Annotated in this window: 18 protein-coding genes; 12 read left to right on the top strand and 6 right to left on the bottom strand. The window is 69.4% G+C overall.

Features of this window, described 5'->3' with window-relative positions:
• Positions 1-38: 38 nt before the first annotated feature.
• From BM070_RS01790 to BM070_RS01775, 4 genes are all read left to right on the top strand, one after another.
• Positions 39-788 carry an electron transfer flavoprotein subunit beta/FixA family protein gene (locus tag BM070_RS01790; RefSeq protein ID WP_092936983.1) on the top strand — a complete coding sequence of 250 codons (750 nt, stop codon included), beginning with the start codon at positions 39-41 and terminating at the stop codon, positions 786-788.
• 28 nt (positions 789-816) lie between these two features.
• On the top strand, positions 817-1,749 hold the full coding sequence (locus tag BM070_RS01785; RefSeq protein WP_092936981.1) for an electron transfer flavoprotein subunit alpha/FixB family protein: 933 nt from the start codon (positions 817-819) through the stop codon (positions 1,747-1,749).
• Between the two features lie 74 nt (positions 1,750-1,823).
• On the top strand, positions 1,824-3,614 hold the full coding sequence (locus BM070_RS01780; RefSeq protein ID WP_092936979.1) for an acyl-CoA dehydrogenase: 1,791 nt from the start codon (positions 1,824-1,826) through the stop codon (positions 3,612-3,614).
• A 138-nt stretch (positions 3,615-3,752) separates the two neighbouring features.
• Positions 3,753-4,709, top strand: a complete 957-nt coding sequence (locus BM070_RS01775; protein ID WP_092936977.1) for an NAD(P)H-dependent flavin oxidoreductase — start codon at positions 3,753-3,755, stop codon at positions 4,707-4,709.
• Positions 4,710-4,811: 102 nt separating this feature from the next.
• On the opposite strand, the gene rnk is transcribed toward BM070_RS01775, so the two are convergent.
• Entirely contained in the window at positions 4,812-5,231 is a 420-nt protein-coding gene (gene rnk, locus BM070_RS01770) for a nucleoside diphosphate kinase regulator (RefSeq protein WP_092936975.1), read from the bottom strand.
• Between the two features lie 206 nt (positions 5,232-5,437).
• On the opposite strand from rnk, the gene BM070_RS01765 reads away from it, so the two are divergent.
• Both BM070_RS01765 and BM070_RS01760 read left to right on the top strand, forming a co-directional pair.
• Positions 5,438-6,553 carry a PA0069 family radical SAM protein gene (locus BM070_RS01765; RefSeq protein ID WP_092936973.1) on the top strand — a complete coding sequence of 372 codons (1,116 nt, stop codon included), beginning with the start codon at positions 5,438-5,440 and terminating at the stop codon, positions 6,551-6,553.
• Between the two features lie 464 nt (positions 6,554-7,017).
• A complete protein-coding gene (locus BM070_RS01760; protein WP_092936971.1) occupies positions 7,018-8,229 on the top strand; it encodes an amidohydrolase in 1,212 nt (403 codons plus the stop codon).
• Between the two features lie 146 nt (positions 8,230-8,375).
• Here the strand turns inward: BM070_RS01760 and BM070_RS01755 are convergent, their stop codons facing one another.
• The 5 genes from BM070_RS01755 to BM070_RS01735 form a co-directional block, all read right to left on the bottom strand.
• Positions 8,376-9,020, bottom strand: coding sequence for a hypothetical protein (locus BM070_RS01755; RefSeq protein ID WP_092936969.1), 645 nt, complete (start codon positions 9,018-9,020; stop codon positions 8,376-8,378).
• A gap of 254 nt (positions 9,021-9,274) precedes the next feature.
• A complete protein-coding gene (locus BM070_RS01750) occupies positions 9,275-9,769 on the bottom strand; it encodes an Lrp/AsnC family transcriptional regulator (protein WP_092937303.1) in 495 nt (164 codons plus the stop codon).
• Between the two features lie 68 nt (positions 9,770-9,837).
• A complete protein-coding gene (locus BM070_RS01745) occupies positions 9,838-11,238 on the bottom strand; it encodes an aspartate aminotransferase family protein (RefSeq protein ID WP_092937301.1) in 1,401 nt (466 codons plus the stop codon).
• Positions 11,239-11,477: 239 nt separating this feature from the next.
• A complete protein-coding gene (locus BM070_RS01740; RefSeq protein ID WP_092936967.1) occupies positions 11,478-12,413 on the bottom strand; it encodes a 2-hydroxyacid dehydrogenase in 936 nt (311 codons plus the stop codon).
• Positions 12,414-12,459: 46 nt separating this feature from the next.
• Positions 12,460-13,362, bottom strand: coding sequence for a GNAT family N-acetyltransferase (locus tag BM070_RS01735; protein ID WP_092936965.1), 903 nt, complete (start codon positions 13,360-13,362; stop codon positions 12,460-12,462).
• Between the two features lie 37 nt (positions 13,363-13,399).
• Here BM070_RS01735 and BM070_RS23985 point away from each other — a divergent pair, with 37 nt between their 5' ends.
• The 6 genes from BM070_RS23985 to BM070_RS01710 all read left to right on the top strand — a co-directional run bounded on the left by BM070_RS23985 (position 13,400) and on the right by BM070_RS01710 (position 19,642).
• A complete protein-coding gene (locus BM070_RS23985; protein WP_139222754.1) occupies positions 13,400-13,933 on the top strand; it encodes a hypothetical protein in 534 nt (177 codons plus the stop codon).
• 56 nt (positions 13,934-13,989) lie between these two features.
• Positions 13,990-14,655: a haloacid dehalogenase type II gene (locus BM070_RS01730; protein WP_092936963.1), complete on the top strand. Its 666-nt coding sequence runs from the start codon at positions 13,990-13,992 to the stop codon at positions 14,653-14,655.
• 61 nt (positions 14,656-14,716) lie between these two features.
• The gene (locus BM070_RS01725; RefSeq protein WP_092936961.1) at positions 14,717-16,006 is read left to right on the top strand and encodes an NAD(P)/FAD-dependent oxidoreductase; all 1,290 of its coding nucleotides are present in this window, start codon (positions 14,717-14,719) and stop codon (positions 16,004-16,006) included.
• Between the two features lie 88 nt (positions 16,007-16,094).
• Complete coding sequence (locus BM070_RS01720; protein ID WP_092936959.1) at positions 16,095-17,708, top strand: ABC transporter substrate-binding protein; 1,614 nt, start codon at positions 16,095-16,097, stop codon at positions 17,706-17,708.
• Positions 17,709-17,766: 58 nt separating this feature from the next.
• Positions 17,767-18,723: an ABC transporter permease gene (locus BM070_RS01715; protein ID WP_092936957.1), complete on the top strand. Its 957-nt coding sequence runs from the start codon at positions 17,767-17,769 to the stop codon at positions 18,721-18,723.
• A 16-nt stretch (positions 18,724-18,739) separates the two neighbouring features.
• The gene (locus BM070_RS01710; RefSeq protein WP_092936955.1) at positions 18,740-19,642 is read left to right on the top strand and encodes an ABC transporter permease; all 903 of its coding nucleotides are present in this window, start codon (positions 18,740-18,742) and stop codon (positions 19,640-19,642) included.

Here is a 19,642-nt window from a genome sequence, read left to right as displayed (position 1 = left end):
ACGTCAATTCAACCAGCAAGAATGAAGGAGCCGCAGCAATGAAGGTTTTGGTCCCGGTCAAGCGTGTGGTGGACTACAACGTGAAGGTCCGCGTGAAGTCGGATGGCACGGGTGTGGACATCGCCAACGTGAAGATGAGCATGAACCCCTTCGACGAAATCGCGGTGGAAGAAGCCGTGCGGCTGAAGGAAAAGGGCGTGGTGACCGAGGTCATCGCCGTGAGTTGCGGCGACGCCAAGTGCCAGGAAACCCTGCGCACGGCCATGGCCATCGGCGCCGACCGGGGCATCCTGGTCGAGACCACGCAGGAGCTGCAGCCCCTGGCCGTCGCCAAGCTGCTCAAGGCCCTGGTGGACAAGGAACAGCCCCAGCTGATCATCCTGGGCAAGCAGGCCATCGACGACGACTCCAACCAGACCGGCCAGATGCTCGCCGCGCTGGCGGGCCTGCCGCAAGCCACCTTCGCCTCCAAGGTCGAGGTGAGCGGCGATGCGGTGAACGTCACCCGTGAAGTCGATGGCGGCCTGGAAACCCTGGCCCTCACGCTGCCGGCCGTGATCACCACCGACCTGCGCCTGAACGAGCCGCGCTACGTCACGCTGCCCAACATCATGAAGGCCAAGAAGAAGCCGCTCGACACCGTCAAGCCCGAAGACCTGGGCGTCGATGTCACGCCGCGCCTGAAGACGCTCAAGGTCTCCGAGCCGCCCAAGCGCGGCGCAGGCATCAAGGTGCCCGACGTGGCCACCCTGGTGGACAAGCTCAAGAACGAAGCCAAGGTCATCTGAAGAACAACCAGCGCAGGAGAACACGAACATGACCGCACTCGTCATCGCTGAACACGACAACGCCAGCATCAAGCCCGCCACGCTCAACACCGTGACCGCAGCCGCAGCCTGCGGCGGCGACGTCCACGTCCTCGTGGCCGGCCAGGGCGCCGATGCCGCCGCACAGGCCGCCGCACAGATCGCCGGCGTTTCCAAGGTGATCCAGGCCGACGGCGAAAGCCTCAAGGACGGCCTGGCCGAGAACGTGGCCGCCCAGGTGCTGGCCATCGCCGGCAACTACAGCCACATCCTCTTTCCCGCCACCGCCGGCGGCAAGAACGCCGCGCCGCGCGTGGCCGCCCAGCTCGACGTCGCCCAGATCAGCGACATCACCAAGGTGGACAGCCCCGACACCTTCGAGCGCCCCATCTACGCCGGCAACGCCATCGCCACCGTGCAGAGCGTGGACAGCGTGAAGGTCATCACCGTGCGCACCACCGGCTTCGACGCCGCTGCCGCCACGGGTGGCTCGGCCGCCGTCGAGAAGGTCGCAGCCGCGGCCGATTCCGGCAAGAGCCGCTTCGTCGGCCGCGAAGTCACCAAGAGCGACCGCCCCGAGCTCACCGCCGCCAAGATCATCGTCTCGGGCGGCCGGGCCCTCGGCAGCGCCGAGAAGTTCAACGAGGTGATGACCCCCCTGGCCGACAAGCTGGGCGCGGCCATCGGCGCGAGCCGTGCTGCCGTCGATGCGGGCTACGCCCCCAACGACCTGCAGGTGGGCCAGACCGGCAAGATCGTGGCGCCGCAGCTCTACGTCGCCGCCGGCATCTCGGGCGCCATCCAGCATCTGGCCGGCATGAAGGATTCCAAGGTGATCGTGGCGATCAACAAGGACCCCGAAGCGCCGATCTTCAGCGTGGCCGACTACGGCCTGGAGGCCGACCTGTTCACGGCCGTCCCAGAGCTCGTCAAGGCTCTTTGACTTCCAGCCAGCGCTGACCAAGGCATCGTTCGCGATGCCTTTTTTTCGACAATTTTTGCCCGGAGACAAGAACCATGAGCTACGTCGCCCCCGTGAAGGACATGCTTTTCGCCATCGAACACCTGGCCGGCATCGCCCAGGTCGCCCAGCTGCCCGGCTTCGAGGAAGCCGGCCTGGACACCGCGCAGGCGGTGCTCGATGAATGCGCCAAGTTCACCGAAGGCGTGGTGGCGCCGCTCAACGTGGAGGGCGACCGCAACCCGTCCAGCTTCAAGGACGGCCGCGTCACGACCACGCCCGGCTTCAAGGACGCCTTCCGCCAGTACGCCGAAGGCGGCTGGCAGGGCCTGCAGCACCCGGTGGACTTCGGCGGCCAGGGCCTGCCCAAGACCATCGGCGCGGCCTGCAGCGAGATGCTCAACAGCGCCAACATGAGCTTCGCGCTGTGCCCGCTCTTGACCGACGGCGCCATCGAGGCGCTGCTGACCGCCGGCAGCGACGAGCTCAAGGCCACGTATCTGGAAAAGCTGGTCACGGGCGAATGGACCGGCACCATGAACCTGACCGAGCCCCAGGCCGGCAGCGACCTGGCCCTGGTCCGCACCAAGGCCGAGCCGCAGGGTGACGGCAGCTACAAGGTCTTCGGCACCAAGATCTTCATCACCTATGGCGAGCACGACATGGCCGCCAACATCGTCCACCTGGTGCTGGCCCGCGTGGCCGGCGCGCCGGAGGGCGTCAAGGGCATCAGCCTGTTCGTGGTGCCCAAGTTCCTGGTGAATGCCGACGGCTCCCTGGGCGAGCGCAACGACGTGCATTGCGTCTCCATCGAACACAAGCTGGGCATCAAGGCCTCGCCCACGGCGGTGCTGCAGTTCGGCGACCATGGCGGCGCGGTGGGCTATCTGGTGGGCGAGGAGAACCGCGGCCTCGAATACATGTTCATCATGATGAACGCCGCGCGCTACGCGGTGGGCCTGCAGGGCATCGCCGTATCCGAGCGCGCCTACCAGAAGGCCGTGCAATACGCCCGCGACCGCGTGCAGAGCCGCCCGGTGGACGGCAGCCTGCCCGGCAGCGCGCCCATCATCCACCACCCCGACGTGCGCCGCATGCTCATGACCATGCGCGCCGTGACCGAGGGCTGCCGCGCCATGGCGGCCACGGCCGCTGCCGCCTACGACGCATCGCACCACCATGCCGATGCGGACGTGCGCCAGGCCAACGCCGCGTTCTACGAATTCATGGTGCCGCTGGTCAAGGGCTACAGCACCGAGATGAGCCTGGAAGTGACCAGCCTGGGCGTGCAGGTGCACGGCGGCATGGGCTTCATCGAGGAGACCGGCGCTGCGCAGCACTACCGCGACGCGAAGATCCTGACCATCTACGAAGGCACCACCGCCATCCAGGCCAACGACCTGGTGGGCCGCAAGACGGCACGCGATGGCGGCCGCACGGCCCGAGCCATCGCCGCGCAGATCGAGAAGACCGAGGCCGAACTCGCCGCCAGCGGCACGGCCGACGCCCAGGCCGTGGCCCGCCGCCTGAAGACTGCGCGCGAAGCCTTCCTGCAGGTGGTGGACTTCGTCGTGGCCCACGCCAAGACCGACCCCAACGCAGTCTTCGCGGGCAGCGTGCCCTACCTGATGCTGGCCGGCAACCTGATGGCCGGCTGGCAGCTGGGCCGGGCGCTGCTGGCGGCCCAGGCGCTGCTGCCGCAGGGCCGCGACGAAGCCTTCCTGCGCGCCAAGATCGCCACCGCGCGCTTCTATGCCGACCACCTGCTGGTGCGCACCGGCGCGCAGCGCGACGCCATCGTCGAAGGCGCGGCCAGCGTGACCGCACTGGCGCTGGAAGCGTTCTGATGGAGCACATCGCCCTCAGCGGCCGCGCCACGGCCTGTGCCGTTGGCTATGCCTGACGGGTTGCTATTAAAATAATAGCTGTAAGCGCAGGCTGGATAAGCGCTACAGCCGCTTTTTATTCATAGAAGGAGACTCCCCATGTCCCGCCTGCCGCCCGTGCTGCAAAAGCTCTCGCTGCCCGTCATCGGGTCGCCGCTGTTCATCATCAGCAATCCCCAGCTCGTCATCGCCCAGTGCAAGGCCGGCATCGTCGGCTCCATGCCTGCGCTCAACGCCCGCCCGGCCGAGCTGCTGGACGAATGGCTGGCCGAGATCACCGAGGCCCTGGCCGCGCACGACCGCGCCCACCCCGAAAGCCCCGCCGCGCCCTTCGCCATCAACCAGATCGTGCACAAGAGCAACGACCGGCTGGAGCACGACATGCAGGTCTGCGCCAAGTACAAGGTGCCGATCGTCATCACGTCCCTGGGCGCGCGCGAGGACGTCAACCAGGCCGTGCACGGCTGGGGCGGCGTGGTGCTGCACGACATCATCAACAACAAGTTCGCCCACAAGGCCATCGAGAAGGGCGCCGACGGCCTGATCGCCGTGGCGGCGGGCGCGGGCGGCCATGCGGGCGTGAAGAGCCCGTTCGCGCTGATCCAGGAGATCCGGCAATGGTTCGACGGCCCGCTGGCGCTGTCGGGCTCCATCGCCTCGGGCGGCGCCATCCTGGCCGCGCAGGCCATGGGCGCCGACTTCGCCTACATCGGCTCGGCCTTCATCGCCACGCACGAGGCGCGCGCGCAGGAGGCCTACAAGCAGGCCATCGTCGATGGCACCTCCGACGACATCGTCTACAGCAACCTCTTCACCGGCGTGCACGGCAACTACCTCGCGCCCTCGATCCGTGCCGCTGGCCTGGACCCGGAGCACCTGCCCGAATCCGACCCGAGCAAGATGAACTTCGGCGGCGACGCCAAGAAGGCCTGGAAGGACATCTGGGGCTGCGGCCAGGGCATCGGCGCCATCGACCGCATCAGCGGCGCGGGCGAACTGGTCGAGAAGCTGCGCCGCGAATACCAGGCCGCGCGCGAGCGGCTGGCGCTGGGCTGAGCGCCGATCGCGGTTCCAACCACAGCTGATCCCTGAAACCGCCGCCGTAGCCTTGCGCTACCGCGGCGGTTTTTTCATGCCGCCGCTCGGCGACCCGGCCGCTCAGCGGTGCAGATCGCCCGCGCGCTCGGGCTGATAGACGATCTGCTGCACCTGCACGGTCATCGGCTGGCCGCCCGGGCCGGGCCAGCTGAGTTCGTCGCCCACCGAGAGGCCCAGCAGCGCGCTGCCCACGGGCGCGAAGATCGAGACGCGGTCCGCGCTGCCGTCGATGTCGCGCGGATAGACCAGGCTCAGGCAGAAGGTCTTGCCGGTCTCGCGGATCGAGAACTCCACCGTCGAATTCATGGTCACCACGTCGGGCGGCATGTCGGCCGGGGCCAGCACCTCGGCGCGGTCCAGCTCGGCCTGCAGCGCGGCCTTGCCGGCGAAGGCGCTGGCCGGAATGCCGGCCATCAGGGCCTCGATACGGTCCACGTCCAGCGACGAAAGGGTGATGGAGGGCGAGCGTGCAAGAGCCATGGTGAAGTCCTCGGTGAAGGCGGAAGAAAAAAACGGAAAGAAGTGCGGGAGGGAAGTCCTCGTGCGGCGAAAGGGCGGGACTGTAGCCCAGGGGCTCCGGCGCCGCTGCGCATTCCGCACCCGGGTGCCGGGGTAATCACAGCGGCCGGCACGCAAAGCCGCGCTCACTACAATGGCTGTATGTTTGAACAGTATCGACCGCAGCCATGAACGACGAGGTCCGCATCCCGGTTGCGGCCCTCAAGGGCCGCGGCATCGCTGCGCAGACGGCCCACCGCTTCATGCGCGACGAGCGCGGCGCGTTCGACGACGGCTGGGGCACGCTCGAATCGGGCGCGGCCGAGCCCGCGCAGCCGCCGGCCACCGAGGTGATCTGGGAGACGGCGCGCAGCGCGCTCACCCGCAACGATTCGCCCGACATCTTCTTCGAGCAGGCGGTGAACCCCTACCGCGGATGCGAGCACGGCTGCGTCTATTGCTACGCCCGGCCCACGCACAGCTACCTCAACCTGTCGCCGGGGATCGACTTCGAGACGCGCATCATCGCCAAGCGCAACATCGCCGAGGTGCTGCGCGCCGAACTCGCGCGGCCCTCGCACGTGCCCACGGCCGTGAACATCGGCTCGGCCACCGACTGCTACCAGCCGGTGGAGCGCGAACTGCGCCTGACGCGCGCGCTGATCGAGGTGATGGCCGAGACGCGGCATCCGTTCTCGCTCATCACCAAGTCCAGCGGCGTGGAGCGCGACCTGGACCTGCTCGCGCCCCTGGCCCGCGACCGGCTGGCCGCCGCCTACGTCACCATCACCACGCTCGACGGCGCCCTGGCGCGCGTGCTGGAGCCGCGCGCCGCTGCCCCCCACCGCCGGCTGCGCACTATCCGCGCGCTGGCCGAGGCCGGCGTGCCGGTGGGCGTGAGCGTGGCGCCGCAGATCCCGTTCCTCACCGAAGACATGGAGCAGGTGCTCGAAGCCGCGCGCGAGGCCGGCGCCACCTCGGCCTTCTACACCGTCGTGCGCCTGCCCTGGGAGCTGAACCCGCTCATGCGCGACTGGCTGGCACTGCACTACCCGCAGCGCGCCGCCCGCGTGATGGCCCGCATCCAGGACCTGCACGGCCTGGACGAGGCCGCCCGCAGCGCCGGCAAGGCCTACCAGAGCGACCACGCCACGCGCATGAAGGGCACGGGCCTCTGGGCCGATCTGCTGCGCCAGCGCTTCCACACGGCCTGCCGCCGCCTGGGCCTGAACCGCGAGCGCACGGTGCTGGATGCCTCGCAGTTCCGCCATGCGCTGGCGCGGGGGCAGGGCACCTTGTTCTGAGAACGTGTTTACGATCTCGCAGGGGATCGCGTTGGAGCGCAATCGGGATGAGTGGATGCCTCGGATGCGCCGCATGGACTCGTGTCCATGCAAGCAGCCGGGGCGTTCAATCGCCCGATTTCGCTCCAACCCGAAGGGCAGCTACGTCGGCGGGCGTTCTGCGGCGTTGCGACGCTTGTGGATAGCGGGGCTATCCACTGCGCACCGCGCCTTGCATCCCATCCCGCCCACACCGCTGCGCGACCCCTGGGAGATCGTAAACACGTTCTGACCAGTCCTGGGCCCGGCGCTGCCCCACAAACTCCGGCGCCTGCGGGCCAAAACGCAATTCGCTGCCGTGGCGTGCCCCGTGTTCGGCAGGCCGCGATGCCGTGCCGTTCTATGCTCGGGCGACAAGCCTTTTCTGCGCTCTGCAGCCCTTGCGGCTGCGGGCCTCGACCCCCGTATTCAGGAACCCTTCACCCATGTCCGCCGCCATATCCGAGCTGCCCACCGCGGTCCAGCCGATCGCCGCCCCCGTTGCCGACCTGCTGCCCGACCTGATCGCGCTGCGCCGCGACCTGCATGCCCACCCCGAGCTGGCCTATGAAGAAAAGCGCACGGCCGGCATCGTCGCGCAGTCGCTGCGGCTGCTGGGGCTGCAGGTGCACGAAGGCATCGGCGGCACGGGCGTGGTCGGCACGCTGCGCTGCGGCAGCGGCCCGCGCAGCGTGGGCCTGCGCGCCGACATGGACGCGCTGCCCATGGTGGAGCTGGGCCGGCAGGCGCACGCCAGCCGCAACCCGGGCCGGCACCACGGCTGCGGGCACGACGGCCACACCAGCATGCTGATCGGCGCGGCGCGCCAGATGGCGCGGCTGCGCGACTTCGACGGCACGGTGCATTTCATCTTCCAGCCCGCCGAGGAAGGCAAGGGCGGCGCGCGGCGCATGATCGAAGATGGCCTCTTCGAGCGCTTTCCGTGCGACAGCGTATATGCGCTGCACAACTGGCCCGATCTTCCGCTGGGCCAGGCCCAGACGCGCCCCGGCCCCATCATGGCGGCGGCGGACCGCTTCGACATCGCCGTGCGCGGGCGCGGCGGCCATGCGGCCCAGCCGCAGCACACGCCCGATGCCATCCTGGCCGCGAGCCAGCTGGTGACGCAGCTCAACACCATCGTCGCGCGGCGCATCGATCCGGGCGAATCGGCCGTGCTGTCGGTCACGCGCATCGAAGGCGGGCAGAGCCACAACGTGCTGCCGGCCGAGGTGCAGATCACCGGCACGGTGCGCAGCTTCGACGCCGCCTCGCAGGACCGCATCGAGGCCGCGCTGCGTGCGGCGGCGGCCGGCGTGGCGCTGGCCAGCGGCACCGAGATCGAGGTGAACTACCTGCGCTACTACCCGGCCACCGTCAACACGCCGGCCGAGGCCGCGCTGGCGGTGGAGGCCGCGCGCGCCGTCGGCATCGCGGCCGACATGGCGCCGCGCCCGGCCTTCACCTCGGAAGACTTCGCCTTCATGCTGCAGCAGAAACCCGGCGCCTACCTGTGGCTGGGCCAGGGCCGTGCCGACCCGGGCCCGGACGGCGAACGCGCGCTGCACCACCCCTGCTACGACTTCAACGACGATGCGCTGCCGCTGGGCGTGCGCTGGTTCTGCGAGGTGGCGGCGCGGGCGCTGGCGCGGCCTTGATCGCTGCCGCCATGTTTGTGGCGGGTAGGCGTTTAATTGGGGGGTATTGAAAGAAAAATAGCTGCAGCGCGCATGGAGCAAGCGCCTGCAGCTATCGTTTCAGGAGCGGATTCGCGTTGCCGATCCGCCCCGGGGGTCTTCGCCTGTCAGCCCAGGCGGTAATGCCCGCGCGCGCCTTCCACCAGCACGCCGGCCTTCAGCAGCCGCTTGACGGCCACGCCGATGGAGCCGAGCGGAATGTCCGCGCCGCGCGCCATGGCGGCATGGGTCATCTCGGTCCAGCCTTCGCTCTTCAGGGTGCGCTGCAGATAGTCCAGCACCTTGGAATCATTGCCGCTCAGGCGCGGTGCGGCAGACGAGCGGCGTGCGCGCCCGGCAGGGGCCGGCGCGGCGCGGGGGCGCTTGACCTCCGCGTCCTGCGCAACAGCGTTGTCCTGGCCTGCCTGCGCGGCGCGGGTGGCTGCGGAATCGGCGGCCGCGCGGGCCTTGCGGGCTGCAGGGGCGCTGAGCGCCAGCGCGGCCAGCACCTGGGTTTCGGGCGCCTGCATCGCGGCGGCGGAGCCGTAGAGGGAGCGCAGCTGCTCGTCCATGGCCTGCAGTTCCTGCGAGAGGCGGGCCACGGTGCGCAGCTGGGCGTAGGCGCGGTCCGCGTCGGTGCTGAACGGGGCGCTGGCCACGGTGTGGACCACGCCTTCGGCCTGCGACTGGACTTCCTGCGCGACGGCGCGCTGGGCGGCATAGAGCGCTTCACCGGCGCGCTGCAGCAAGGAGAGGGTGGTGCGGTTCAACATGGTGGGGATGAGAGGTCTCGGGTGGATCGGCCGTGCCCGGGAGCGGCACCCTTGCGGCGCGATCTGCGTCGCGCCGCGTGCAGCGGCCCGACGGGCCGTTGCAGCGCAGCGCCGCTATCCGTGCGCTTCGCAAGAATGTCTCCCCCAAGTCCTGAGGCGCTGGGGAAAAACGCCAAGTATGCGCCAAGTTGTTCAACAACTTACATCAAACTTACTCATTGGGCGCATTCTGTGCGCCCGGCCCCGCCCCGCCTTCAGCGCTGGTGCGGGAACAGCCGCTCGATGGGGCAGTGCGTCTTGATGAACGGCGACTTGATGACGATGTAGCTGAAGTACTTGGCGATGCCCACGTTGCGCTCCAGCAGGTCTTCGATCACCTCCTGGTAGTGGTTCACGCCCCGCGTGATGAAGCGCAGCAGGTAGTCGTAGCCGCCGCTCACCAGGTGGCATTCGAGCACCTCGTCCACCTCGCGCATCGCGGATTCGAAGCGCGCGAAGTCTTCGCGGCGATGGTCCGAGAGCGTGACTTCGGTGAACACGGTGAGCGTGTCGCCCAGCTTCTCCAGCCGCAGATGGGCGCCATAGCCCGCGATGTAGCCGGCCTGCTCGAGCCGCTTCACGCGGATCAGGCAGGGGCTGGGCGAGAGGCCCACCGCATCGGCCAGATCGACGTTGGTCATGCGGCCGTTCTTCTGCAGCTGCGCGAGGATGCGCAGGTCCAGGCGGTCGATCTTGAAGGCTTCGTTCATCATGTGGGCGCGGCGGGAGTGTCAGGGTAGGGCGCCGATTGTCGTTCGGCGCGGGTCCTTTGGGGAGCTCAGGCGAGGGCGGCGCGCACGTCGGCTTCGGCGAGCACGTCGTCCAGGGTCTTCTTCAGGCGGGCGAACAGCTGGGCGAACTCGTCCTCGGTGTAGGTGAGGGCGGGCGCGAAGCCCAGGATGTTGTCGCCGAAGGCCCGGAACACCAGGCCGTTGCGGTAGCTGGCGGCGGCGATGCGGTCGGGCAGGCCCAGGGCGGCGTCGAAGCCGCGCTTGCTGGCCTTGTCGCTCACCAGCTCCAGCGCGCCCAGCAGGCCCCGGTGGCGCGAATGGCCCACCAGCGGGTGGCTGAGCAGGCCGTCCAGGCCGGCGGCGAAGCTCGCCGCGCCGCGCTGGCCGTTGGCGAGGATGCCGCCTTCTTCGTAGAGGCGCAGCACTTCGAGCGCCACGGCGGCGCTGACCGGGTGGGCGGAATAGGTGGCGCCATGGCCGATGGGCGCGCCGGCCGGGGCGCCGTCGGCGATGGCGGCATAGATGGCGTCGGAGAGCATGGTCGCGCCCATGGGCACGTAGCCGGCCGTCAGGCCCTTGGCCATGGTCATGATGTCGGGCGACACGCCTTCGGCCTCGCAGGCGAACATCGGGCCCGTGCGGCCGAAGCCGGTGATGACTTCATCGACCACCAGCAGGATGCCCAGGTCGCGCGTGGCTTCGCGCATGGCCTTGAGCCAGCCCACGGGCGGCACGATCACGCCGCCGGAGCCCTGGATGGGTTCGCAGAAGAAGGCGGCCACGTTCTCAGCGCCCAGCTCGGCCACCTTGGCGCGCAGCGCCGCGACCGAGGCGGCGATGATGGCCGCGTCGTCCTTCGGATCGGCCGAGCGGTAGGGGTTGGGCGAGGGGATGTAGTGCTGCGTCTTCAGCGGCAGGTCGAAGCCGCGGTGGAAGGCGGGCAGGGCGGTGAGGCCGGCGCCGGTCGAGGAAGAGCCGTGGTAGCCGCGCTCCAGCGAGATGCAGTGCTTCTTGGCCGGCTTGCCGATGGCGTTGTAGTACTGGACGATGAAGCGCGTGGCGGCATCGACGGACTCGGAGCCGCCCAGCGTCAGATAGACGTGGTTGAGCGATTCGGGCGTGATCTGCACCAGCTTCTCGGCCAGGCGGATGGCCGGCTCGCTGCTGAAGTGGAAGTAGCCGGTGGCGTAGGGCAGGCGGCGCATCTGCTCGGCGGCGGCCTGCACCACGCTTTCCTGGCCGTAGCCCACGTTCACGCACCACAGGCCCGCGAAGGCGTCCAGCAGCTCGTTGCCGCGGGCATCGGTCAGCCAGGCGCCACGGCCCGACTGCAGCACGGTGGGGCCGCGGCGCTCGTGCGTGCGCCAGGAAGAGACCGGGTGGATCAGGTGGGCGCGGTCCAGTGCGTCGAGCGAGGCGAGTTCGGGAAGGTCGGAGTGCAGGTTCATGGCGTTCATGGCGTGGGCGTTGCGGTGGCGTTGGCGAAACGGTCGGGGAATGCCTGCAAGGTTAGAACCGCTGCCCCGCGCCCGGGTGCTGCTTTGCGCGGCTGCAGCGCATCAGGCTGCGGTTGTTCGGGCGCTGGCAGCAGATCATGCGGCGGGCCTTTTCTGCGGCTTCTGCGCGGCTTTTCCAGGGCTTTCGCGGGTCCTGGAATGGCTGCATGGGGCTGCGCCAGCGCGGCGGTTCAATAGCCCCGCGCGCGGTCCACCAGGCCCGTCATGGGCTGGCCGGCGGCGAAGCGGCGCAGGTTGCCGATCACGGCTTCGGCCGCGCTCACGGGCTGCGTCATGCTGGCGATGTGCGGCGTGAGCTGGATGCGCGGGTGGCTCCAGAAAGGGTGGCCGGCGGGCAGCGGCTCGGGCTCGGTCACGTCCAGCATGGCCTCTGACAGACGGCCCTCGTCGAGCGCGGCCAGCAGGTCGGCATCGACCAGCTGCGGCCCACGGCCCACGTGCACCAGCGCGGCGCCTGCGGGCAGCTGCGCGAAGAGCCGCGCATCGAGAAAGCTGCGCGTGGCGTCGGTGAGCGGCAGCAGGCAGATGAGGATGTCGGTGCGCGCCAGGAAGGCGGGCAGCTCGTCGGCGCCGGCGAAGCACTGCACGCCGTCCACCGCGTGGCGCGAGCGGCTCCAGCCCGCGCAGTCGAAGCCCAGCGAGGTGAGCGAGCCCAGCACGGCCTGGCCGAGCGAGCCCAGGCCCAGCACGCCCACGCGGCGCTCGCGCGCCATCTTCACGGGCAGCGGCTTCCATTCGGCGGCCTGCTGCTGGCGGCGGTAGGCGGGGCGGTCGCGGTGCAGATCGAGCACGGCATGCGTCACGTACTCGACCATGCCCTGCACGATGCCGGGCTCCACCATGCGCACCACGGGCAGCGCGGGCGGCAGCGCCGACATGTCGAACTGGTCCACGCCCGCGCCCGAAGAGAACAGCACCTGCAGCTGCGGAAAGCGCGTGGCGATGTCGTCCGGCGGCGTCCACGCGGCCAGGAAGCGCACGCCGGCCGGGTCGTCGCCCATGTCGGGCCAGATGCGGAAGTCGATCTCGGGCGCCTGCTGGCGGAAGACCTCGGCCCAGATGCGGCCACGCACGGGATCGGACTTGTAGAGGAAGGTGGTGGTCATCGCGGGGCGGATCGGAGCGGGCGGGGCGGAGAGGTCGGAAGGCCGTTCAGCCGACGGCCTGCGTGACGATGGCGAAGAGGCGCGGCTCGCCCGCGTCGGGCACCTGCAGCGGCGTGCCGCGAACCATGGTGGTGGGCGCATCCACGCGCAGCAGGCCGATGCTTTCCAGCCATTCGGCCAGGCCGCTGTCCCAGTCGATGTCGATGCGCGTGAAGCGGCCGGCGTTCATGCCGGCCAGATGCGCGATGAGGGCCTTGGCGCTTTCGGCATCGGGTGCGACCACCGGGCCGATGGCGTGGCCGCGGCCGAAGCGGCGCAGCATGGCGAAGCCGCGCTGCTCGCCGTCGTGGTCCAGCACCACGCAGGCATCGGAGGTGGAGAGCAGGTCGTCGATCAGCGCGTCGCGCGGCATGCCGCGGGCTTCGGCATCCAGGCGGCGCAGCGCGGCGGCCTCGTTCAGGCCTGCGGGGCGCAGGCGGCAGCCGGCCGGCAGCGCGATGAGCGGCGTGGGCAGCGCCACGCCCTGGTGCTGGCGCAGCTCTCCGGTGCGCACGAAGCCCAGCCGTTCATAGAGGCCCCGGCCCTCGGCCGTGGCGTGCAGCAGCACGGTGTGGTCTTCCAGGCCGTCCAGCAGCGCCGACATCAGGCGGTGGCCCACGCGGCGGCCCTGGCAGGCGGGCGTGACGATCACCAGGCCGATGGTGGCGTGGCTGCGGCCCCAGCGCCAGCGCTGCGCGGTGGCGATCACTTGGCCGTCGCGCTCCGCGATCACGCCCTCGGCGTGCGCGAACATCTGTTCCCAGTCGGCCAGGCGGTGGGGCCAGCGCAGCTCGGCCGACAAGGCATGCGTGGCCTCCAGATCGGCGGCGGTCATGGGGCGCAGCACCACGCCGTCATCGTCGGCATTGGGCCGCGTGCTGGGATGGACTTTGGAAGCGGTGGAAAGCATGTAAGGCAACCTTTTGACAATCGGCGGTGCGGGCATCTTGGACGACATCGCCGCCAGGCACCAGCGCGAATTGGGGTTTGCCCGCAAATTGCAAGCATCGGCTGTGCGGCCCGCCGGTTTTGCAATTCGCTGCGGCGCCGGTGCGGGTTACGGGCACAAATGCTGGGTGTTACTGCCTAGCATCAATCACCTTCTCTTGAACGTGCCGCTACCGTGCGGCGCGCCGTATTCCGTGCCCGCTTCCCAGCTCTTCCATGCCATCGTTTCGCGTGCTGCCTGCGCGTGCCGCGCCGTGCGCCGCGCAGGTGCGTGCGGCGTTCGCGCAGCGATGCGCAGCAGCGTCTGCCGCGATGGCAGCGCGGGTGTCCATGCATCAAAAGTGTGCCTCGCCACCGTGATCCAGCGCCGTATGGGTGCACTGCCGCACGGCGGCGGTGCACGCCGCATGGCATGCCGCCGCGGCCCACGCAAACCGCAGCTTCGCGTGCCGCAGGGCCTCATTTCCCAATGCCGCCCGCGAACCCGCGTGCTTCAATTCCTTCGCAATGAATCCGTCGCAGAAGCCGTCTAAGGCGCTTGCGAACCGCCCCGGTCGGTGACCGGTAGAACCCTGAGGATCCGAGAATCATGACCTTCCGTCCCAAGTACGTGACCTTCGACTGCTACGGCACGCTCACCCGCTTTCGCATGGGCGAGCTGACGCGCGAACTCTTCGCCGATCGCATTCCTGCCGATCGCATGGAGCAGTTCATCGCCGACTTCACGGCCTATCGTTTCGACGAAGTGCTGGGCGCCTGGCAGCCCTACGAAGTGGTGCTGAAGAACGCCGTGCGCCGCCTGTGCAAGAAGTGGAAGATCCAGTACTTCGACACCGACGGCCAGACCTACTACGACGCCGTGCCCACCTGGGACCCGCATGCCGACGTGCCCGCAGGCCTCGCCAAGGTCGCCAAGGAGATCCCGCTGGTCATCCTGTCGAACGCCGACGACAGCCAGATCCAGAAGAACGTCGCCATGCTCGGCGCGCCCTTCCACCGCGTCTATACCGCCCAGCAGGCCCAGGCCTACAAGCCGCGCCTGAAGGCTTTCGAATACATGCTGGACTCGCTGGGCTGCAACCCCGAAGATCTGCTGCACGTCTCCTCCAGCCTGCGCTACGACCTGATGTCCGCCGACGACATCGGCATCAAGAACAAGGTGTTCGTCAACCGCGGCCACGGCCCGGGCAACCCGGCCTACAACTACGTCGAGATCAACGACATCGGCGGCCTGCCGGGCGTCGTCGGCCTCTGATCCAAAAGGCGCGCGCCGCGCTGCCTCCGCCCCACTTTCCCTCCACGCTTTGCCCCCTTCTATGAAGCTCGACTCCTACTGGAACGATTCGGTGCCCCACCTCGGGCTGGCACATCACGAACTGCCTGCGCAGGTCGATGTGGCCATCGTCGGCGGTGGCTTCACCGGCCTGTCGGCCGCCCTGGCGCTGGCCCGGCGCGGCGCCAGCGTCGTGGTGCTGGAAGCGGGCGACGGCGTGGCGCCGGAAGCCTCGGGCCGCAACGGCGGGCACGTCAACAACGGCTTGGCGGTGGACTATGCCGACGTGGCCGCCCGCGTGGGCGTGGAGCAGGCGCGTGCCTGGTACCACGCCTACGACGATGCGGTGGACAGCGTCGAGCGCATCGTGCGCAGCGAGGCCATCGACTGCGACTTCCTGCGCCACGGCAAGCTCAAGCTGGCCACGCGCCCGCAGCACATGGACGCCCTGCGCCGCAGCGCCGAGCGCCTGGTGGCCGACGGCGTGGATACCGACGTGGAGATCCTCGAAGCCGGCCGCGTGCGCAGCGAGGTGCAGAGCGAGCGCTTCCACGGCGGCCTGCTCTACCGCCGCAGCGCGCAGATGCACATGGGCCGCTTCGCCCAGGGGCTGGCGCTGGCCGCGCAGCGGCAGGGCGCGCAGATCCACACCGGCACCTGCGTGGACCGCATCGAGCGCGTGCGCGGCCAGGAGCATGTGCTGCACACCGCGCGCGGCAACGTGCGCGCCAAGCAGGTGCTGCTGGCCACGGGCGCGTCGCGCCACGGCGGCTACGGCACCTTCGGCTGGCTGCGCCGCCGCATCGTGCCCATCGGCAGCTTCATCGTGGTGACCGAGCCGCTGGGCGCGGAGCGCGCACAGGCGCTGCTCGCGGCGCGGCGCACCTACACCACCATCGCCAACATCCACCACTACTTCCGGCTCACGGCCGACCACCGGCTGGTGTTCGGCGGGCGCGCGCGCTTCGCCATCTCCAGCCCGCAGTCCGATGCGGCGAGCGGCGAGATCCTGCGCGCCGGGCTGGCCGAGACCTTCCCGCAGCTCGGGCCCGTGCGGCTCGACTATTGCTGGGGCGGCCTGGTGGATGTGACGCAGGACCGCCTGCCGCATGCCGGCGAGCGCGACGGCCTTTTCTATTCCATGGGCTACAGCGGCCACGGCACGCAGATGTCGGTCCACATGGGCGAGTGCATGGCCGCCGTGATGGCCGGCGATGCCGACGCCAACCCCTGGCGCAGCCGCCAGTGGCCCGCCATTCCCGGCCATTTCGGCCCGCCGTGGTTCCTGCCGGCGGTGGGCCTGTATTTCAGGCTCAAGGACCGGCTGGCCTGAAAGCTGCAGCCACCGTTTTCCGAGATTCCCGCGTTCCATTCCCTTTTCCGTTCCCCGATTTCCCTTCAGGCCTACCAGGAGCATCACCATGAGCGACAACCAGTTCCAGAACATCGTCGGTCCGCGCGAGAGCATTCGCGTGATGGAAACCCTGCGCCGCGGCGCCTCGCGCCGCGACGTGCTCGCCATGCTGATGGCCGGTGGCATGCAGGCCACGCTGGCCGGCAGCCTGGCGGGCATGGCCGTCACGGCCCATGCGCAGACGCCCCGCCGCGGCGGCCGCATCCGCGTGGCAGCCGCCACCTCGGCCGCATCGGACACGCTGGACCCGGCCAAGCAGTCCAACCAGAACGACTACGTGCGCTGCAACATGGTCTATAACGGCCTGACCACGCTGGACGGCAGCCTCACGCCCCAGCCCGCGCTGGCCGAATCGTTCGCCACCGCCGACGCCAAGACCTGGGTCTTCACGCTGCGCAAGGGCGTCACCTTCCATGACGGCAAGGCCCTGACCCCCGGCGACGTGGTGTTCTCGCTGATGCGCCACAAGGAGCCGGCCACCGCCTCCAAGGCCAAGGCCCTGGCCGAGCAGATCGAGAGCGTGAAGGCCACCGGCCCGAACGAAGTGACCGTGGTGCTGACCACGCCCAACGCCGACCTGCCCGTGATCCTGGGCACCTTCCACTTCGTCATCGCCAAGGAAGGCACGACCGACTTCAGCACCGGCATCGGCACCGGCCCCTACAAGCTCAAGGAATTCAAGCCCGGCGTGCGGACCGTGGTGGTGCGCAACGACAACTACTGGAAGCCCGGCCGCCCCTACCTGGACGAGATCGAGTTCGTGGGCATCGCCGACGAAAGCGCCCGCGTCAACGCGCTGCTCTCGGGCGGCATGGACCTGGTCGCCTCGGTCAACCCGCGCGCCGTGGCCCGCATCAAGTCCACGCCCGGCTACACCATCTTCACCACCCAGTCGGGCCAGTATTCCGACCTGATCATGCGCCGCGACATGGGCCCGGGCGCCAGCCCCGACTTCGCGCTGGCGATGAAGTACCTGTTCGACCGCGAGCAGATGAAAAAGAGCATCGCGCTCGACTACGCCGTGCTGGCCAACGACCAGCCGATCGACCCGACCAACCGCTTCTACTTCAAGGGCCTGCCGCAGCGCGCGTTCGACCTGGACAAGGCCAAGTTCCACCTGCAGAAGTCCGGTGTGACGGGCAAGGTGCCGGTGGTCACGTCGCCCGCGGCCATGTATTCCACCGAGATCGCGCTGCTGCTGCAGCAGTCCGGCCAGCGCATCGGCCTGGACCTGGACGTCAAGCGCATGCCCGCCGACGGCTACTGGTCCAACCACTGGCTCAACAGCCCCGTGGGCTTCGGCAACGTCAACCCGCGCCCCAGCGCCGACGCGCTGTTCACGCAGTTCTTCAAGTCCGACGCGGCCTGGAACGAATCGCGCTGGAAGAACCCGCAGTTCGACCAGCTGCTGATCGCGGCCCGTGCCGAGACCGACGTGGCCAAGCGCCGCCAGATGTACGCCGACATGCAGACCATGGTGCACAACGACGCAGGCATCGGCATCCCGCTGTTCCTCGCCAGCACCGACGGCCACTCGACCAAGCTCAAGGGCCTCTCGCCCATCCCGCTGGGCGGCCTGATGGGCTACTCGTTCGCCGAGAACGTCTGGCTCGACGCTTGACGCGCCGCCGTCTCCCGAGCCCTTACTGCCACCGATACGCACTGGAAGCCGCTGCGCCATGAACCGTGTGATTCTCAAATTGTTGGTCCAGCGGATCTTGCTGGCGCTGCTGTCGCTGCTGGCCGTGTCGGTCATCGTCTTCTCGATCACCGCCGTGCTGCCGGGCGACGCCGCGCAGGAACAGCTGGGGCAGGACGCCACGCCCGAATCCCTGGCCGCGCTGCGCGCGCAGATGGGTCTGGACGTGCCCGCCCCGATGCGCTACTTGCACTGGCTGGGCGGCATCGTGCGCGGCGACCTGGGCCAGTCGGTGACCACGCAGATGCCCGTGGGCGATCTCGTGGCCAGCCGGCTGCCCAATTCGCTGCTGCTGGCCGCGGTCACGGCGCTCTTTTCGGTGCCCATCGCGCTCACGCTGGGCATCGCCTCGGCGGTGTGGCGCGGCTCGTGGTTCGACCGCTTCGTGTCGTCGGCGGCGGTGGCAGTGGTGTCGGTGCCTGAATTCCTCGTCGCCACGCTGGCGGTGCTGGTGTTCGCGGTCAAGCTGCGCTGGCTGCCCGCGCTCTCCTACGTCAACGACATCGAATCCATCGGCCAGATGCTGCGCGCCTTCGCCATGCCGGTGCTCAGCCTGTGCTGCGTGATCGTGGCGCAGATGATGCGCATGACCCGCGCGGCGGTGAGCGACCAGCTGGACGCGCCCTACATCGAGATGGTGCGCCTCAAGGGCGCATCGCCCCTGCGCATGGTGATGGCGCACGCGCTGCCCAACGCCATCGGGCCCATCGCCAACGCGGTGGCGCTGTCGCTGTCGTACCTGCTGGGCGGCGTGATCATCATCGAGACCATCTTCAACTACCCCGGCATCGCCAAGCTCATGGTCGATGGCGTGACGCAGCGCGACATGCCGCTGGTGCAGACCTGCGCCATGATCTTCTGCGCGGGCTATCTCATCCTCGTGACGCTGGCGGACGTGTGCGGCATCGTCGCCAACCCGCGCCTGCGCCACCGCTGAACCAAGGGCCACGCTCATGGAATCCCTGACCCCCATCTCCACCCCAACCGCAGGCGCCGCGGCCGGCGCGCCGCTGGTGCGCCGCCGCAGCCCGCTGCGCTGGCTCTCGGGCTTCGGCATCACCGGCCTGATCGCCCTCGTCGTGCTGATCTTCTGGCTGCTGGCCGCGGCCTTCGGCCCGGCGCTGCTGGGCAGCACGCTGGACGCCAGCGGCGGCTCCGAGGTGTTCGCGCCCATCGGCGCGGCCCACTGGCTGGGCACCGACTACCTGGGCCGCGACATGCTGGTGCGCGTGATCGACGGCGCGCGCTACACCGTGGGCGTGGCGCTGCTGGCCACGCTGCTGGCCAGCGGCACGGGCACCACGCTGGCGCTCTTCGCGGCGGCCGTGGGCGGCAAGCTGGACGCGGTGCTCAGCCGCGTGCTCGACACGCTCACCGCCATCCCCAGCAAGATGTTCGCGCTGATCCTGGTGGCGGGCTTCGGCTCCTCGGTGACCGTGCTGGTGCTCACCGCCGCGGTGATCTACGTGCCCGGCGCCTTCCGCATCGCCCGCTCGCTGGCGGTGAACATCAACGCGCTGGACTACGTGACCGTGGCCCGCACGCGCGGCGAGGGCACGCCCTACATCATGCTGCGCGAGATCCTGCCCAACATCATCGGGCCGATGCTCTCCGACCTGGGCCTGCGCTTCGTCTACGTGGTGCTGCTGCTGGCGGGCCTGAGCTTCCTGGGCCTGGGCATCCAGCCGCCGGCGGCGGACTGGGGCTCGCTGGTGCGCGAGAACATCGGCGCGCTGCCCGATGCCGGCGCCGCCGTCATCGCACCGGCCCTGGCCATCGCGAGCCTGACCATCGCGGTCAATCTCGTCATCGACAACCTGCCGGGCCGTGCGGCCCGCGAACGCGGAGGGCGTTGA

Source organism: Paracidovorax wautersii (assembly GCF_900113035.1).
Classification (GTDB): Bacteria; Pseudomonadota; Gammaproteobacteria; order Burkholderiales; family Burkholderiaceae_C; genus Paracidovorax; species Paracidovorax wautersii.
The sequence above is the reverse complement of the archived record's forward strand: the minus strand, read 5'-3'. Positions and strand labels throughout refer to the sequence as shown.

What these genes read in the sequence shown, in the direction of transcription:
- BM070_RS01790 (WP_092936983.1), top strand. Translation starts at nt 39, where the DNA reads ATGAAGGTTTTGGTCCCGGTCAAGCGTGTGGTGGACTACAACGTGAAG.
- BM070_RS01785 (WP_092936981.1), top strand. Translation starts at nt 817, where the DNA reads ATGACCGCACTCGTCATCGCTGAACACGACAACGCCAGCATCAAGCCC.
- BM070_RS01780 (WP_092936979.1), top strand. Translation starts at nt 1,824, where the DNA reads ATGAGCTACGTCGCCCCCGTGAAGGACATGCTTTTCGCCATCGAACAC.
- BM070_RS01775 (WP_092936977.1), top strand. Translation starts at nt 3,753, where the DNA reads ATGTCCCGCCTGCCGCCCGTGCTGCAAAAGCTCTCGCTGCCCGTCATC.
- rnk (WP_092936975.1), bottom strand. Translation starts at nt 5,231, where the DNA reads ATGGCTCTTGCACGCTCGCCCTCCATCACCCTTTCGTCGCTGGACGTG.
- BM070_RS01765 (WP_092936973.1), top strand. Translation starts at nt 5,438, where the DNA reads ATGAACGACGAGGTCCGCATCCCGGTTGCGGCCCTCAAGGGCCGCGGC.
- BM070_RS01760 (WP_092936971.1), top strand. Translation starts at nt 7,018, where the DNA reads ATGTCCGCCGCCATATCCGAGCTGCCCACCGCGGTCCAGCCGATCGCC.
- BM070_RS01755 (WP_092936969.1), bottom strand. Translation starts at nt 9,020, where the DNA reads ATGTTGAACCGCACCACCCTCTCCTTGCTGCAGCGCGCCGGTGAAGCG.
- BM070_RS01750 (WP_092937303.1), bottom strand. Translation starts at nt 9,769, where the DNA reads ATGAACGAAGCCTTCAAGATCGACCGCCTGGACCTGCGCATCCTCGCG.
- BM070_RS01745 (WP_092937301.1), bottom strand. Translation starts at nt 11,238, where the DNA reads ATGAACCTGCACTCCGACCTTCCCGAACTCGCCTCGCTCGACGCACTG.
- BM070_RS01740 (WP_092936967.1), bottom strand. Translation starts at nt 12,413, where the DNA reads ATGACCACCACCTTCCTCTACAAGTCCGATCCCGTGCGTGGCCGCATC.
- BM070_RS01735 (WP_092936965.1), bottom strand. Translation starts at nt 13,362, where the DNA reads ATGCTTTCCACCGCTTCCAAAGTCCATCCCAGCACGCGGCCCAATGCC.
- BM070_RS01730 (WP_092936963.1), top strand. Translation starts at nt 13,990, where the DNA reads ATGACCTTCCGTCCCAAGTACGTGACCTTCGACTGCTACGGCACGCTC.
- BM070_RS01725 (WP_092936961.1), top strand. Translation starts at nt 14,717, where the DNA reads ATGAAGCTCGACTCCTACTGGAACGATTCGGTGCCCCACCTCGGGCTG.
- BM070_RS01720 (WP_092936959.1), top strand. Translation starts at nt 16,095, where the DNA reads ATGAGCGACAACCAGTTCCAGAACATCGTCGGTCCGCGCGAGAGCATT.
- BM070_RS01715 (WP_092936957.1), top strand. Translation starts at nt 17,767, where the DNA reads ATGAACCGTGTGATTCTCAAATTGTTGGTCCAGCGGATCTTGCTGGCG.
- BM070_RS01710 (WP_092936955.1), top strand. Translation starts at nt 18,740, where the DNA reads ATGGAATCCCTGACCCCCATCTCCACCCCAACCGCAGGCGCCGCGGCC.